This is a genomic window from Celeribacter sp. (genome assembly GCF_048270365.1).
Taxonomy (GTDB): domain Bacteria; phylum Pseudomonadota; class Alphaproteobacteria; order Rhodobacterales; family Rhodobacteraceae; genus Celeribacter.
Genome location: NZ_JBLWTA010000012.1, coordinates 1 through 15,218, shown reverse-complemented (window position 1 = coordinate 15,218; position 15,218 = coordinate 1). Strand labels below are relative to the sequence as shown.

Below are 15,218 nucleotides of genomic sequence, written 5' to 3'. Positions count from 1 at the left end.
AAATGCCAAAACACGGGCGTTTTACCGCCAACAGGCCAAAAAACCATTTCTTATGCCCCGTCGCCAATGGCATATACGGGTCAATCGAACCAGGGAGAGGATATCTCTAATGAACATCCACGAGTATCAGGCGAAAGCCCTTCTCAAGGAATACGGCGCGCCGGTTTCGGACGGTCGCGTCGTTCTCAATGCAGCCGATGCGAAAACCGCAGCCGGCGAGCTTGACGGCCCGCTTTGGGTTGTGAAAGCCCAGATCCACGCAGGTGGTCGCGGCAAAGGCTCCTTCAAAGAAGCCGGCGCTGGCGAAAAAGGCGGCGTGCGTCTCGCGAAATCCGTTGAGGAAGCCGCGCAGGAAGCCAATGCTATGCTCGGCCACACGCTGGTCACGCATCAGACCGGTCCGGCTGGCAAGCAAGTGAACCGCATCTACATCGAAGACGGTTCCGACATCGAAAAAGAGCTCTACCTCGCTCTGCTCGTCGATCGTCAATCCTCCCGCGTTTCCATCGTGGCCTCCACCGAAGGCGGCATGGACATCGAGGAAGTGGCTGACAAGACGCCCGAGAAAATCCTCTCCTTCTCCATCGACCCGGCCACCGGCCTTCAGGGCTTCCACGGCCGTCGCGTCGCATTTGCCCTCGGTCTCGAAGGCAAGCAGGTCAAACAGTGCGCCGCGCTGATCTCGAACCTCTATCGTCTGTTCATCGACAAAGACATGGAGATGCTTGAGATCAACCCGCTGATCGTGACCGACACCGGCGATCTGAAATGTCTCGACTGTAAAGCCGGCTTTGACGGCAACGCGCTTTACCGCCACGCCGACATCGTTGGCCTGCGCGACGAGACCGAAGAAGACCCGAAAGAACTGGCCGCTTCCCAGCACGACCTGAACTACATCGCGCTTGACGGTGAGATCGGCTGCATGGTGAACGGTGCGGGTCTGGCGATGGCCACCATGGACATCATCAAACTCTACGGCGCTGAGCCTGCCAACTTCCTCGACGTAGGCGGCGGCGCGACCAAAGAGAAAGTGACCGAAGCCTTCAAGATCATCACCTCGGATCCGAACGTCAAAGGCATCCTCGTGAACATCTTCGGCGGCATCATGCGCTGCGACATCATCGCCGAAGGCGTGATCGCGGCGGTGAAAGAAGTGGGCCTTCAGGTTCCGCTCGTGGTCCGTCTCGAAGGCACCAACGTGGAGCTTGGCAAAGAGATCATCAACACCTCCGGCCTCGATGTCATCGCGGCGGACGATCTCAAAGACGGCGCCCAGAAAATCGTTAAAGCAGTGAAGGGCTAAGAACATGGCAATTCTCGTTGATGAAAACACCAAAGTGATCTGTCAGGGCTTCACCGGCTCGCAAGGCACCTTCCACTCTGAACAGGCCATCGCTTACGGCACCAAAATGGTCGGCGGCGTGACCCCGGGCAAAGGTGGCGCTGACCACCTTGGCCTGCCGGTCTTCAATTCCGTGCACGAAGCCAAGCACGTCACCGAAGCCAATGCTTCCGTGATCTACGTGCCGCCGCCGTTTGCCGCGGACTCCATCCTCGAGGCGATCGACGCCGAGATGGAACTGATCATCTGCATCACCGAGGGCATTCCGGTGCTCGACATGATGAAGGTGAAGCGCGCGCTGGTCGACAGCTCTTCGCGCCTGATCGGTCCGAACTGCCCGGGCGTTATCACGCCGGACGCCTGCAAAATCGGCATCATGCCGGGTCACATCCACAAACGTGGCTCCGTGGGCGTGGTCTCCCGCTCCGGCACGCTGACCTATGAGGCTGTGAAACAGACCTCCGATCTGGGCCTCGGCCAGTCTACCGCAGTGGGCATCGGCGGCGACCCGATCAAAGGCACCGAGCATATCGACGTGCTCGACATGTTCCTGGATGACCCGGAAACCACCTCGATCATCATGATCGGTGAAATCGGGGGCTCCGCCGAAGAAGAAGCCGCCGAATTCCTCGCCGAGCAGAAGAAAAAAGGCCGTTGGAAACCGACCGCTGGCTTCATCGCGGGCCGCACCGCCCCTCCGGGCCGCCGCATGGGCCACGCAGGCGCCATCGTCGCCGGTGGTAAAGGCGACGCGGAATCCAAAATCGAAGCAATGAAATCCGCAGGCATCATCGTGGCAGACAGCCCGGCCACGCTCGGCGAAGCCGTGCAGGAAGCCATTGCCAAAGGCTAAGGCGTAAAGCGCCATGCAGCCTTGCGAAGAGAGGCCTGCATTTGACAAAATTCGCCTGCGCCCTTTGTAAAGAAAGGCGCAGGCGCACCCACAAAAGGCAACGCGATCCTGCCCTCGAAACGGAAACGCACCCCAGATCAAGGTCACACCGATGAACGACCAGAGCCCCAACGACATCTTCCATGCCTCCTCCTTCATGCAGGGGCACAACGCGGAATACCTCGAACAGGTCTACGCCCAGTACACTCAGGACCCCAGTTCCGTGGACGCCTCCTGGGCCGAGTTTTTCCAGTCCCTCGGAGATGCGGCAACGGATGTCACCGCCGAAGCGGCAGGCCCGTCTTGGGCGCGCCTCGACTGGCCGCCGGTGCCGAATGACGAGCTGACCCACGCTCTGGACGGTCAATGGGCCGAACCTGCTGCTGCGGCTGATGCCGCCGGCAAAAAGATCAAAGAGAAAGCCGCTGAAAAAGGCGTCGCTGTCTCTGAAGACCAGATCAAACGCGCCGTGCTCGACAGTATCCGCGCGATCATGATCATCCGCGCCTACCGTATTCGGGGCCACCTCATCGCCGATCTCGACCCGCTCAAGATGAACGCTCAGGAACCGCACCCGGAGCTTGATCCGCGCACCTACGGCTTCACCGAATCCGACATGGATCGCCCGATCTTCATCGACAATGTTCTGGGGCTTCAACACGCCTCGATGCGCCAGATCATCGACGTTTTGAAACGCACCTATTGCGGCACCTTCGCGCTGCAATACATGCATATCTCCGACCCGGAGCAAGCCGGGTGGCTCAAAGAGCGGATCGAAGGGTTCGGCAAGGAAATCCAGTTCACCAAGAACGGTCGTCGCGCCATTCTGAACAAACTGGTCGAGGCCGAAGGCTTTGAGAAATTCCTTCATGTGAAATACATGGGCACCAAGCGTTTCGGTCTCGATGGCGGCGAAAGCCTCATCCCCGCGATGGAACAGATCATCAAACGCGGCGGCAGCCTCGGCGCGAAAGAGGTCGTGATCGGCATGCCGCACCGCGGGCGCCTGTCCGTCCTCGCCAACGTGATGTCGAAACCCTACCGCGCGATTTTCAACGAATTCCAAGGCGGTTCGTTCAAGCCCGAGGACGTGGACGGCTCCGGCGACGTGAAATATCACCTCGGCGCCTCCTCCGACCGTGAATTCGATGGCAACAAGGTCCACCTGTCCCTGACCGCCAACCCCTCGCACCTCGAGGCGGTGAACCCGGTGGTTTTGGGCAAGGCCCGCGCCAAGACCGATCAGAATAAAGACCCGGAACGCACCTCTGTCATCCCGGTGCTTTTGCACGGTGACGCGGCCTTTGCGGGTCAGGGCGTCGTGGCCGAATGTTTTGGCCTCTCCGGTCTGCGCGGTCACCGCACCGGCGGCACGATCCACATCGTCGTGAACAACCAGATCGGCTTTACCACCGCGCCGCACTTCTCGCGTTCTTCGCCCTATCCGACAGACATTGCGCTCATGGTCGAAGCCCCGATCTTCCACGTCAACGGCGACGACCCGGAGGCCGTGGTGCACGCCGCCAAAGTGGCCACCGAGTTCCGTCAGAAGTTCCACAAGGACGTGGTCATCGACATCTTCTGCTACCGCCGCTTCGGTCACAACGAAGGCGACGAGCCGATGTTCACCAACCCGCAGATGTACACCAACATCAAGCGGCACAAGACCACGCTTCAACTTTACACCGAGCGTCTCGTGGCCGACGGTCTCATCCCCGAGGGCGAGATCGAGGACATGAAAGCGGCCTTCCAGTCGCTCTTGAACGAAGAGTTCGAAGCCGGGAAAACCTTTAAACCGAACAAGGCCGATTGGCTCGACGGGCGTTGGTCGCACCTCAACAAAGAGGGCGAAGAATACCAGCGCGGTCAAACCTCGATCACCGAAGAGACCATGGCGCAGATCGGCCGCTCGCTGACGCAGGCGCCTGATGGGTTCAACCTGCACAAAACAGTGGGGCGCCAATTGGACGCCAAGGCTCAGATGTTCGAAACCGGCCAAGGCTTCGACTGGGCGACCGGCGAAGCCTTGGCTTTCGGCTCGCTTCTGACCGAGGGCTACCCGGTGCGTCTCGCGGGTCAGGACAGTACACGCGGCACCTTCTCGCAGCGTCACTCCGGTCTGATCGATCAGGCCTCCGAAGATCGTTACTATCCGCTGAACCACATCCGTGAGGGTCAGGCGCATTACGAGGTCATCGACTCGATGCTCTCCGAATATGCCGTCCTTGGGTTCGAATATGGCTACTCTCTGGCCGAACCGAACGCGCTCACCCTGTGGGAAGCCCAGTTCGGCGACTTCGCCAACGGCGCGCAGATCATGTTCGACCAGTTCATCTCTTCGGGTGAATCGAAATGGCTGCGGATGTCCGGTCTCGTGATGCTTTTGCCGCATGGCTATGAGGGTCAGGGCCCGGAACACTCCTCCGCCCGTCTCGAACGCTTCCTGCAGATGTGTGGTCAGGACAACTGGATCGTGGCGAACTGTTCGACGCCTGCGAACTACTTCCACATCCTGCGTCGCCAGCTGCACCGTTCCTACCGCAAACCTCTGGTGCTGATGACGCCGAAATCGCTTCTGCGCCATAAACTCGCGACCTCCGTGGCCGCCGATTTCACCGATGGATCTTCTTTCCACCGCGTGCTTTGGGATGACGCCGATCGCGACAACGGCACCGCCAAGTCCGACATCAAACTGAAAGCGGACAAGGACATCAAGCGCGTCGTGATCTGTTCCGGCAAGGTCTATTACGACCTCTTGGAGGCCCGCGATGAGGCCGGTAAGGACGACACCTACATCCTGCGTCTCGAACAATTCTACCCGTTCCCGGCGCTCTCGATGGTCAAGGAGCTTGAACGCTTCAAAGACGCCGAAGTCATCTGGTGTCAGGAAGAGCCGAAGAACCAAGGGGCCTGGACCTTTGTCGAGCCCAACATCGAATGGGTGCTCACGCGCATCGGCGCAAAGCACACGCGTCCGGTCTACGCCGGTCGCGCCGCCTCCGCCTCGCCCGCCACGGGTCTGGCGTCTCAGCACAAAGCACAACAGCAAGCGCTCGTGAACGATGCGCTCAATATCGAAGGGTAATCCTATGTCCGTTGAAGTCCGCGTCCCGACCCTGGGTGAATCCGTGACCGAAGCCACCGTCGCCACCTGGTTCAAAAAGCCCGGCGACACCGTGGCGGTCGATGAAATGCTCTGCGAGCTGGAAACCGACAAGGTGACCGTCGAAGTGCCCTCCCCCGCCGCTGGCGTGCTGGGTGAAATCGTCGCCGCCGAGGGCGAAACCGTGGGTGTTGACGCGCTCCTCGCCACGCTCTCTGAGGCAGGCAACGCAGGCCCCGAAGAGGTCAAGCCCCGCGCTCACGCCGAGGATAAACCCGCCGCCTCCGGTGGCTCCGTCGACATCATGGTGCCGACCCTTGGCGAATCCGTGACCGAGGCCACTGTCGCCACCTGGTTCAAAGCCGTGGGTGACAGCTTTGAGGCCGACGAGATGCTCTGTGAACTGGAAACCGACAAGGTCTCCGTCGAAGTGCCCGCGCCGGCTGCTGGCACTCTGACCTCCATCATCGCCAATGAGGGCGACACCGTTGCCGCCGGTGGCAAACTGGCTGAGATGTCGTCGGGTGCGGGTGGCGCGGCTGCGAAACCTGCGGCGGCTCCGGCCTCCGCGCCTGCCGCCTCCGGTGGGAAAGACGTCGAAAACGCGCCCTCTGCCAACAAGCTGATGGCCGAAAAAGGCGTCGATCCGGCGTCTGTGTCCGGCTCCGGCAAAGATGGCCGCATCATGAAAGAAGACGTGCTGAACGCGCTCAACAAACCGGCTGCTGCCCCGGCCCCGGCTGCGGCTCCTGCCGCTCCGCGTCCGGCCGAAGACGCCGCCCGCGAAGAGCGCGTGAAAATGACGAAACTGCGTCAGACCATCGCGCGTCGCCTCAAAGAGAGCCAAAACACCGCCGCCATGCTCACCACCTACAACGAGGTGGACATGACCGAGGTGATGGCGCTCCGCAACCAGTACAAAGACCTCTTCGAGAAGAAACACGGCGTGCGCTTGGGCTTCATGTCCTTCTTCACCAAGGCCTGTGTCCACGCTCTGAAAGAAGTGCCGGAAGTGAACGCCGAGATCGACGGCACCGATGTGGTTTACAAGAACTACGTCAACATGGGCGTCGCCGCAGGCACTCCGCAGGGCCTCGTCGTTCCGGTCATCCGCGATGCCGACAGCATGTCCTTCGCCGAGATCGAAAAAGCCATCTCCGAGAAAGGCAAACGTGCGCGTGACGGCAAGCTGTCCATGGCGGAAATGCAGGGCGGCACTTTCACCATCTCCAACGGCGGTGTCTACGGCTCCCTGATGTCCTCCCCGATCCTGAACCCCCCGCAGTCCGGTATCCTCGGCATGCATAAAATTCAGGACCGTCCGATGGCCATCAACGGTCAGGTCGTCATCCGTCCGATGATGTATCTGGCTTTGTCCTATGACCACCGGATCGTGGACGGCAAAGGCGCCGTGACCTTCCTCGTGCGCGTCAAAGAAGCGCTGGAAGACCCGCGTCGTCTGTTGATGGATCTGTGAGGCCACTTTGGGTCAAAGCGCAAATAGCATTGACCATGAAGGTTTCCTGCGGCGACTTAATTCCGAGTCGCCGCGGGCTCGAGTGTTGTTGGTAACCGGAATGCTCGAAGAATTACTTCGAAAAGCTGTTTTCGAAAGTTTGAAACCGAACAAATCAACAGAAAAGCTGTTTGGACCAGAGAGCAACCTTGGCTTGATGTCTCTTGCTGAGCACGCACGTGCGCACGGTTTAATTGGAGACAGCGAATTCAGTGCTCTTAAGCATCTTGCAAAAATTAGAAATAAGATTGCGCACAACTGGTCGGCAGATTTCTCGCACGATGAAATCCAAGTAGAAGCCCAAAAGCTGCCAATTATTCAGCTTCGGCACGCTGGAAATAATGAGCCTCATCAGATTGCGTTTTTAAGAACCGACTATCTTGGAATTCACTTGATACCCGAGTTTTTCAATCGCTTTCAAAACCTAAAGCCCTTTGCCGAGAACGACTTTGAGTTTCTTTCAACATTGAAAGTTGATGTGAACTCCGGCGAGGCAACCGCAAGTCGGAATCGCAACGCATGACCCCGCTCCTCACCCTCCTCGCCCTCGCAGGCCTCTTGCACATCGCGCAATTCGTGGTGGCCTCTGTCATGGCGAATGTCGATCTGGGGCCGGGGTACACCACCTCCCCCCGCGACCGTGCGCCGAACCGCGAGATGCGCAAGACCACGGCGCGGATGCTGCGCGCCTATGACAATCACATTCAGATGTTCCCCTTCTTCGCCGCGGGCGTATTCCTGATCCACCTGACGGATCAGTCGAGTGCCGTCACCCTCGGCGCGGGCGTGGGCTATCTGATCGCACGGGTGCTTTACGTGCCCGCCTATGCTTTCGGCTGGCAGCCGTGGCGGTCCTATATCTGGATGATCGCCATGCTCTGCTGCGCCATTCTGTTCATCGCCGCGCTGATCTGAGCGGCCCGCTATTCTGACCAAGGAGAAGACCATGGCATCCTACGACGTGATCATCATCGGCGCTGGCCCCGGCGGCTACGTGTCCGCCATTCGCTGCGCCCAACTGGGCCTCAAGACCGCCGTGGTCGAGGGCCGCGAGACGCTGGGCGGCACCTGCCTCAACGTCGGCTGTATCCCGTCGAAAGCGCTCTTGAACGCGACGCACCACCTGCATGAGGCGGAGCACAATTTCGCCGCCATGGGTCTCAAGGGCAAAAGCCCCTCCGTCGATTGGACGCAGATGAAATCCTACAAGGACGACGTCGTGGGCCAGAACACCGGCGGCATCGAATTCCTGTTCAAAAAGAACAAGATCGACTGGCTCAAAGGCTACGGCTCCATCCCGGAAAAGGGCAAAGTCAAAGTTGGCGACGAGGTCCATGAGGCCAAGAACATCGTGATCGCCTCCGGTTCCGTGCCGACCTCCCTGCCGGGTGTCGAGGTGAACAACGAAGGCGGCGTGGTCGTCGATTCGACCGGCGCGCTTGAGCTGCCGAAAGTGCCGAAGAAAATGGTCGTGATCGGCGCGGGCGTCATCGGTCTGGAGCTTGGCTCGGTCTACGCCCGTCTCGGCGCCGAGGTGACCGTGGTGGAATTCATGGATTTCATCACCCCCGGCATGGACGCCGACGTGCAGCGCACCTTCAAAAAGCTATTGGAAAAACAAGGCCTCAACTTCGTTCTGGGCGCCGCTGTGCAGAATGTCGAAGCCTCGAAAACCAAGGCGAAGGTCAACTACAAACTCAAGAAAGACGACAGCGAGCACACGCTCGACGCCGACGTCGTTCTGGTCTCCACGGGGCGTAAACCCTACACCGACGGGCTTGGCCTCTCCGAGCTGGGTGTCGAAATGACCGAGCGCGGCCAGATCAAAACCGACGCACATTGGGCGACCAACGTGCCGGGCATCTACGCCATCGGCGACGCCATCGTCGGCCCGATGCTGGCCCACAAAGCCGAGGACGAAGGCATGGCCGTCGCCGAGGTTCTGGCTGGCAAACATGGCCATGTGAACTATGACGTGATCCCCGCCGTGATCTACACCTCGCCGGAGGTCGCCACCGTCGGCAAGACCGAAGCACAGCTGAAAGAAGAAGGCCGCAAGGTGAAAGTCGGCAAGTTTTCCTTCATGGGCAACGCGCGCGCCAAGGCCGTGTTCCAGGGCGACGGCTTTGTGAAACTGATCGCGGACGCGGAAACCGACCGCCTCTTGGGTGCCGCGATCATCGGCCCGGCGGCGGGCGACATGATCCATGAGATCTGTGTGGCGATGGAATACGGCGGCTCGGCACAGGACGTCGCGCTCACCTGTCACGCCCACCCGACCTACTCGGAAGCCGTGCGCGAGGCCGCTCTGGCCTGTGGCGACGGTCCGATCCACGCATAAGGCTTTGGGTCATTCCGACACGAAAAAGGCGCTCTTCGGAGCGCCTTTTTTTATCCCTTCGCCGCCTCTTCCAGCCGCTTGGCGTGCTCGATGCGAAGCTCCTTGCGCAGCTCGGCCGCCCGCCAGCGTTTCTTGTCCGTTTCCGTCTCAGGCGTGAATTGCGGCACGGCCACGGATTTGCCCGTGTCATCGACGGCCACCATGGTGAAATAGCAAGAATTGGTGTGGCGCACGGTCTGGGTGCGGATGTTTTCCGCCTCGACCCGGATGCCGATCTCCATCGAGGTGCGGCCGACGTAATTCACCGTCGCGCGGCAATGCAGCAATTCACCCACATGGATCGGCTGTTTGAACATGACCTGATCGACCGACAGCGTCACGGCATATTGCCCCGAGTAGCGCGAGGCACAGGAAAAGGCCACGAGATCGAGCAGACGCAAGAGCGCTCCGCCATGCACCTTGCCCGAAAAATTCGCCAGATCCGGCGTCATCATTTCGGTCATTTCCAGATAACGTGCCATGCGCGATGCCCCTGCTCCACTCCGTCCCACCCCAAAAGACTCTGCGGCGCAGAAAAGGTCAAGCAAGAGTCATGCCACAGCGAAAGCGTCACGCCTTTAACCTCGGCGCGACCTTCAGAAAACTGAAAGTTAGGTGAGAAGGGATCGCCAAAATGCGATCCCTTCTCGTCCGACCCGTCATCGGGGGGGGGTGATAAGGGCCGGAAACTGTCAGAGCTGAATAGCCCCGCAGCGCAAACAAAGGCCAACGGAAAAAAACACGTCGGCGGAAAGCTTCTTATCGAGGCTTCGCATGATCTGCACGGGTGTGCCAACGGCACCGAAGACAACCTCCCCGGCGATGTCTGTCCTGTTCGGGATGTAGCGTTGGCGTCCCTGTGCTTTGGGCCTGTCCCAATTTGGCGTCCCTGTGCTTTGGGCCTGTCCCAATCTGGTGTTGCGCGTCTCAAGGCGTTGAACGGGAATATCCCGACCTTCCGTCGCTAAATTTCAGAGTGTTTGAAAATTTTAGTAAAAATAGAGACAGTCGCCTCAAACCGCCAGCATCCGCAGCCCCTGCGTCACATCGGAGCGCACCGCAAGCCGCAGCCCCGGCTCATCCCCCGCCCGCAAGGCGGCAACGATCAAACGGTGATTATGCGGCACCTCGGTGCGGTTGAGACGCGCATAAAGTGCCCGCATCGTCGGGCCGAGCTGAAGCCAGACGGTTTCCGTCAGCGCCAGCATCGCAGGCGCCTGCGCACGCAGATAAAGCGTGCGATGGAATTCGAGATTGGCCCGGATGTAGCCCACGTCGTCATGTTTCGCGACCATTTCGGCAATCGTGCCATTGATCGTCTGAAGCCGGTCAATCAGCGCCATATGCGCCCGCGGCAGCGCGCGAGAGGCAAGTTCAGGCTCAATCAGCGCGCGGATCGAGGCCAGCTCTTCCAATCGCTCGTTCGACAGCTCCGGCGTGCTCACCCGCCCCGAGGCAGAGAGGTTCAGCCCCCCGTCCGCCACCAGCCGCCGCACCGCCTCGCGCGAAGGTGTCATGGACACATCGAACATCTTGCCGATGCCACGCAGGGTCAGCGCCTGACCGGGCACGAATTCGCCATGCATGATCCGCGTCCGCAGGGCGCGGTAAACGCGGTCATGGGCAACGGTCGGGGTCTCTGAGGGGCGGATCGTGGGCGTAATCATGCGCGCAAATGTGATCACAAAGGCCGGAATGTCAATCCGTCTCGAACCGCCAAGCGTGTAGCTTTTCGCCCTCGGTGTGCAACCAGCGGCGATGCGCAGCATGATCGGGACAGACCCGCGCAACATGGGCCCAAAAGCGATCCGAATGATTCATCTCCAACCGATGCGCCACCTCATGCGCGGCGACATAGTCGAGCACCGCCGCAGGCGCCATCACCAGACGCCAGGAATACATGAGATTGCCCGCCGAGGTGCAGGACCCCCAACGCGACCGCGGATCGCGCAGGGTGATCCGCCCGTAATCGGTGTTCAGCAAGGCCGCGTAACGGTCCGAGGCCTCGCGCAGCCGCATCTGCGCCTCAAGTTTGAGAAAAGCTTTCACCCTTGCAGCAACGCGGTCCGCTTCGCCGGGCACCTCAAGGCGACCGTCCATCAAGAGGGCACGCCGCCCCTTCCCCGGCGCGATCTCCACCTCTCGACCCAAAAACGGCACAGAGGCTCCGAAAACGGCCGCCTGCTCCGGCGCCCGCGTGCCGAGATGTTTGCGAATCCAATCTTCCTTTTCACGCAAGAACGCCAAGGCCTCACGCTCCGGCAAACGCGCGGGCATCGACAGCGTCACTCGGCCATCGAGACGCGACACCCGCAGAGACAGCCGCTTTGCCCGGCTCGAGCGCCGCAAAGTCACGCCCACCGGCGGATTTCCGTCGAGAATAATGTCGCCCATACTTGCCTCTCTGGTCCACTCTCCCCACATATCGTGGCGAAGGAGCCGAGGCCACGCTCTTTACCATTTTTTGAGGGAAAAGCCTTTGACAGCTCCCTTGCGATATGGCATGGCCCGCAGGTCTCCACATATGGATCAGATTAAACGAAAGGGATTCATCATGCCCAAAGAGGAATGGGGCGTAAAACGCGTCTGCCCCACCACCGGCAAACGGTTCTATGATTTGAACCGCGATCCGATCGTGTCTCCCTACACCGGTGAGATCGTGACGTTTGACGTGAACAACAAGTCCCGCGTTGCCATCACCGAAAAAGAACAGGCGAAACCCGCCGACGATCTCGACGACGAGGATGATCTGTTGGTCGATGATGATGCAGACATCGATCTCGATGACGATCTTCTCGACGATGACGAGGATGACGATAACGTCTCCCTCGACGAGATTGCCGACGTCGCCGCGGACGACGAGGACTGATCTGAGGATCACCCGACAAGGCAGATGGGAAATTTCATCTGCCTGTCATTTTTTCGCTTGCAACGTCTGGCGAGACAAAATAGGAAGCGCGGGCGGACGGGAAACGCCCACCCGCACAGTCGCCTGACCGGCGCCAAACCGGTCATTTGGGGCCTTAGCTCAGCTGGGAGAGCGCCTGCATGGCATGCAGGAGGTCAGCGGTTCGATCCCGCTAGGCTCCACCAAATTCCCTTGAAAAGCATCAGATAGTTCTGCCTTTCTTGTCAGAGGATTTGCCTCTGTCACGCAGATACGCGCTGTTTTGCCTACGAAAATCTCTGGTGCTTTGATCCATGGCTCAGGCCATGTTGATCCCATCGCAGCCCCCCCCCTTGTCAAACCCAAGGATGGCCCCTGACTGACCATTTCTTCGTTGTGACGGGCGACCTTAGGTCGTGGGCAAGACCAGCCTGATCACCGAACTTGCCCGCCGCGGCTTTCACACAATTTCGCAAAAAGAAAAACAATGCACCAAATCTTAAGAAGCCCCGCCCATCTTGAGCAAAATTGACCTTCACCTCCCACAGAAATGGGGCCAGATGATTCGAGAACTCCTCTCAAAACTTTCCGTACGGATCTATGCCATCGTCCTCGTGTCGATGATCATGATCCTTTCGCTCACACAAATCATCATGAGCATTTCCTATGACACCGCCTTCGGCATGCGCGAACAACACCTCAGCGATATCGTCGACACTGTTGTCTCAAATCTGGACATGCTCGAAAAAGAAGTTGAGGCAGGCAACCTCTCCCGTGAGGAGGCCTATACCATCGCCCAAGAGCGCGTCATGTCCTTCAATTATGACGAGGCCGGCTATTTCTTTGCCTTCGACAAAAACAACACAATGATCGCGCACCCCACCAAGCCGGAATGGATCGGTCAGGACATGTCCAACTATACCGACACGCGCGGCACAAACATTTTCGTCTCGATGACGTCTCTTGTGAAAGAGCAAGGTCGTGGCATGATCACCTATTTCTTCAACAAGCCGAATGGCGATGGAGATGAGGAAAAAATCAGCTATGTCGCCGAATTCCAGCCCTGGGGATGGATTATCGGAACCGGCTCTTACCTGTCCGACATCCAAGCCCAGATGGCCACCATGCGCAATATTGGGCATGCGGTTGAAGTCGTCACGCTGATCCTGCTCCTCGGCGTGTCCACCCTATTGGTGCGCAGTGTCACAAAACCTTTGAATGCCCTCAAACTGCGCATGTCCGAAATGTCTGACGGTGACACCGAAAGCCCCGTTCCAATGACCGAAAGCAAAAGTGAAATCGGCGAAATGGCACGCGTTCTGGAGGTCTTCCGAAACGCCTTGCTCGAACGCGAGGAATTGGCCAAGCAACAAGCGATCAAAGACGCCGAACTCGCGCAGGAGCGCGAGGCAAATGTCGAACGCGAACGCCAAGCCCAAAAACGTGAGGAACAAATCGCCGAGCAACGCCGGTTGGAACAAGAAGCAACACGCATCGAAAAAGAAAAAGCACGTGCGCTCGCGGAAGAAGAACGCGAGAAAAATTTGAAAGAACAGCAAAGAGTCGTGGACTCTCTTGCAACAGGTCTTGGTGCGATGTCTCGCGGTGATCTGACGGTTCACATCGATGAGGTCTTCCCGGCTTCCTACGAAAAGCTGCGCAATGACTTCAACAATGCGGTCGAAAAAGTCGCACATCTCGCCGCAGCAATTGCGGAAGGCGCTACAACGATCATCAACGAGACCGAAAACCTCAACAGCGCCTCTCTGGACCTGAGCCGCCGCACCGAAACTCAAGCGGCTTCGCTTGAAGAAACCGCGGCCGCCATCACGCAACTTGCCGCCTCCGTCGAGAGCTCCGCTAAAAGCGCGAAAAATGCCGCAAGCACGGTCGGTCAGACCAAAGATCGCTCCATTGTTGGCCGCGATGTGGTGCAGCGCACGGTTCAAGCCATGAATGACATCGCGGAAAGCTCGACCCAGATTTCCAAGATCACAAGCGTGATCGACGATATCGCGTTCCAAACTAATCTTTTGGCGCTGAACGCAGGGGTGGAAGCGGCGCGCGCCGGCGATTCCGGGCGCGGCTTTGCCGTTGTGGCCTCCGAAGTGCGGGCCTTGGCGCAACGCAGTTCTGAGGCGGCCAATGAGATTGCCAAATTGATCGAAACCTCCGGTCGTCAGGTCGATGAGGGCGTGCAGCTCGTCAATGCCTCGGGCAGTGCGCTGACAGAGATCGAATCCCTTGTCACCAATTTGGATGGCTTGGTGCAGACGATCGCGACCTCGGCGTCCGAACAATCCGTGGGCCTGTCGGAAATCACCACTGCCGTCAGCCAACTCGATCAGGTGACACAACATAACGCCGCTATGTTCGAAGAAACCACAGCGGCTTTGCAGGCCCTAAAAGCCCAGGCTACATCACTGGAGCGCGACAGCGCACAGCTCAAAACCTCAAAAGACATCGACGACCTTCGTCTCGCTTCCTAACGCCATCATCAGCTCCGTTTAAAGTGCCCGGACCCGTGTCCGGACACTTTTTCACGTTTGGCGTGACGGCCAGTTCGCAAAAGCTCAAAGAATTGAGCGCGAGTCGGGCAACTTCCCCCTCAGAGCGACAGAAACACCCCATCAACTTCTGAAAAACCGAGCAGTCAAAGAAAATGCTCTGTCCACCGCAAACGCTGGAAAATTTACAGAATGCACTTCAAACAAGAAATGTGCGAACGGTATCACTTTGAATATGAATGATATTTTCATTTGTTAATCAAATTTACAGAGATCAGTAAATTTTCGTGAACATCTTCACAAAGAACTGATCCAACCGCCTCAACCCACGCGCGTTTTCATTTTAAACTCTGTAAACCTTATCCTGAGGAGAAGGCTCATTCTGTGAGTGAGCCGCGTTTTGAGTTGGGAGGCGACGATGTCGGAAGACATGACCAAGATGACCGCACCTGCTGAGGCTTTTGCCTCGCGTGCGCATATCAATGCAGAGACTTACGAAACCATGTACCAGCGCTCCATCGAAGACCCTGTGTCTTTCTGGGCGGAGCAAGGCAAAGTGCTCGACTGGATGGAGCCCTACACGCAGGTCAA

General features: G+C 58.7%; 13 protein-coding genes and 1 tRNA gene. 11 read left to right on the top strand and 3 right to left on the bottom strand.

Annotation, left to right across the window (positions count from 1 at the left end; all coding sequences use genetic code 11):
• Positions 1-109 precede the first annotated feature (109 nt).
• From sucC to lpdA, 7 genes are all read left to right on the top strand, one after another.
• Positions 110-1,303 carry an ADP-forming succinate--CoA ligase subunit beta gene (gene sucC, locus ACN0X0_RS15900; protein ID WP_417279945.1) on the top strand — a complete coding sequence of 398 codons (1,194 nt, stop codon included), beginning with the start codon at positions 110-112 and terminating at the stop codon, positions 1,301-1,303.
• A gap of 4 nt (positions 1,304-1,307) precedes the next feature.
• Positions 1,308-2,195, top strand: a complete 888-nt coding sequence (sucD, locus tag ACN0X0_RS15895) for a succinate--CoA ligase subunit alpha (protein ID WP_417279944.1) — start codon at positions 1,308-1,310, stop codon at positions 2,193-2,195.
• Positions 2,196-2,346: 151 nt separating this feature from the next.
• A complete protein-coding gene (locus ACN0X0_RS15890) occupies positions 2,347-5,319 on the top strand; it encodes a 2-oxoglutarate dehydrogenase E1 component (RefSeq protein ID WP_417279943.1) in 2,973 nt (990 codons plus the stop codon).
• Positions 5,320-5,323: 4 nt separating this feature from the next.
• A complete protein-coding gene (gene odhB / locus ACN0X0_RS15885) occupies positions 5,324-6,814 on the top strand; it encodes a 2-oxoglutarate dehydrogenase complex dihydrolipoyllysine-residue succinyltransferase (RefSeq protein ID WP_417279942.1) in 1,491 nt (496 codons plus the stop codon).
• A gap of 100 nt (positions 6,815-6,914) precedes the next feature.
• Entirely contained in the window at positions 6,915-7,376 is a 462-nt protein-coding gene (locus tag ACN0X0_RS15880; protein WP_417279941.1) for a hypothetical protein, read from the top strand.
• On the top strand, positions 7,373-7,768 hold the full coding sequence (locus ACN0X0_RS15875; RefSeq protein WP_417279940.1) for an MAPEG family protein: 396 nt from the start codon (positions 7,373-7,375) through the stop codon (positions 7,766-7,768). The genes ACN0X0_RS15880 and ACN0X0_RS15875 overlap by 4 nt, the downstream gene beginning before the upstream one ends.
• Before the next feature lie 31 nt (positions 7,769-7,799).
• Positions 7,800-9,194, top strand: coding sequence for a dihydrolipoyl dehydrogenase (gene lpdA, locus ACN0X0_RS15870; protein WP_417279939.1), 1,395 nt, complete (start codon positions 7,800-7,802; stop codon positions 9,192-9,194).
• Between the two features lie 50 nt (positions 9,195-9,244).
• Here the strand turns inward: lpdA and ACN0X0_RS15865 are convergent, their stop codons facing one another.
• The 3 genes from ACN0X0_RS15865 to ACN0X0_RS15855 form a co-directional block, all read right to left on the bottom strand.
• The gene (locus ACN0X0_RS15865; protein ID WP_226553967.1) at positions 9,245-9,715 is read right to left on the bottom strand and encodes an acyl-CoA thioesterase; all 471 of its coding nucleotides are present in this window, start codon (positions 9,713-9,715) and stop codon (positions 9,245-9,247) included.
• 531 nt (positions 9,716-10,246) lie between these two features.
• A complete protein-coding gene (locus ACN0X0_RS15860; protein WP_417261904.1) occupies positions 10,247-10,900 on the bottom strand; it encodes a GntR family transcriptional regulator in 654 nt (217 codons plus the stop codon).
• 31 nt (positions 10,901-10,931) lie between these two features.
• The gene (locus tag ACN0X0_RS15855; RefSeq protein WP_417279938.1) at positions 10,932-11,627 is read right to left on the bottom strand and encodes a M48 family metallopeptidase; all 696 of its coding nucleotides are present in this window, start codon (positions 11,625-11,627) and stop codon (positions 10,932-10,934) included.
• A 160-nt stretch (positions 11,628-11,787) separates the two neighbouring features.
• Here ACN0X0_RS15855 and ACN0X0_RS15850 point away from each other — a divergent pair, with 160 nt between their 5' ends.
• The 4 genes from ACN0X0_RS15850 to ACN0X0_RS15835 all read left to right on the top strand — a co-directional run.
• Entirely contained in the window at positions 11,788-12,102 is a 315-nt protein-coding gene (locus tag ACN0X0_RS15850; RefSeq protein WP_417261906.1) for a TIGR02300 family protein, read from the top strand.
• Positions 12,103-12,250: 148 nt separating this feature from the next.
• A tRNA-Ala gene (locus tag ACN0X0_RS15845) sits at positions 12,251-12,326 on the top strand.
• 354 nt (positions 12,327-12,680) lie between these two features.
• Entirely contained in the window at positions 12,681-14,609 is a 1,929-nt protein-coding gene (locus ACN0X0_RS15840) for a methyl-accepting chemotaxis protein (RefSeq protein WP_417279937.1), read from the top strand.
• Positions 14,610-15,045: 436 nt separating this feature from the next.
• The coding region (locus tag ACN0X0_RS15835) for an acetyl-coenzyme A synthetase N-terminal domain-containing protein (RefSeq protein ID WP_417280043.1) at positions 15,046-15,218 on the top strand (173 nt) is incomplete at its 3' end.

Bases quoted from the DNA above. Each gene is read 5' to 3' on its own strand.
- ACN0X0_RS15855 (WP_417279938.1), bottom strand. From the start codon at position 11,627: ATGGGCGACATTATTCTCGACGGAAATCCGCCGGTGGGCGTGACTTTG.
- sucD (WP_417279944.1), top strand. From the start codon at position 1,308: ATGGCAATTCTCGTTGATGAAAACACCAAAGTGATCTGTCAGGGCTTC.
- ACN0X0_RS15840 (WP_417279937.1), top strand. From the start codon at position 12,681: ATGATTCGAGAACTCCTCTCAAAACTTTCCGTACGGATCTATGCCATC.
- ACN0X0_RS15890 (WP_417279943.1), top strand. From the start codon at position 2,347: ATGAACGACCAGAGCCCCAACGACATCTTCCATGCCTCCTCCTTCATG.
- ACN0X0_RS15860 (WP_417261904.1), bottom strand. From the start codon at position 10,900: ATGATTACGCCCACGATCCGCCCCTCAGAGACCCCGACCGTTGCCCAT.
- ACN0X0_RS15850 (WP_417261906.1), top strand. From the start codon at position 11,788: ATGCCCAAAGAGGAATGGGGCGTAAAACGCGTCTGCCCCACCACCGGC.
- sucC (WP_417279945.1), top strand. From the start codon at position 110: ATGAACATCCACGAGTATCAGGCGAAAGCCCTTCTCAAGGAATACGGC.
- odhB (WP_417279942.1), top strand. From the start codon at position 5,324: ATGTCCGTTGAAGTCCGCGTCCCGACCCTGGGTGAATCCGTGACCGAA.
- lpdA (WP_417279939.1), top strand. From the start codon at position 7,800: ATGGCATCCTACGACGTGATCATCATCGGCGCTGGCCCCGGCGGCTAC.
- ACN0X0_RS15880 (WP_417279941.1), top strand. From the start codon at position 6,915: ATGCTCGAAGAATTACTTCGAAAAGCTGTTTTCGAAAGTTTGAAACCG.
- ACN0X0_RS15865 (WP_226553967.1), bottom strand. From the start codon at position 9,715: ATGGCACGTTATCTGGAAATGACCGAAATGATGACGCCGGATCTGGCG.
- ACN0X0_RS15875 (WP_417279940.1), top strand. From the start codon at position 7,373: ATGACCCCGCTCCTCACCCTCCTCGCCCTCGCAGGCCTCTTGCACATC.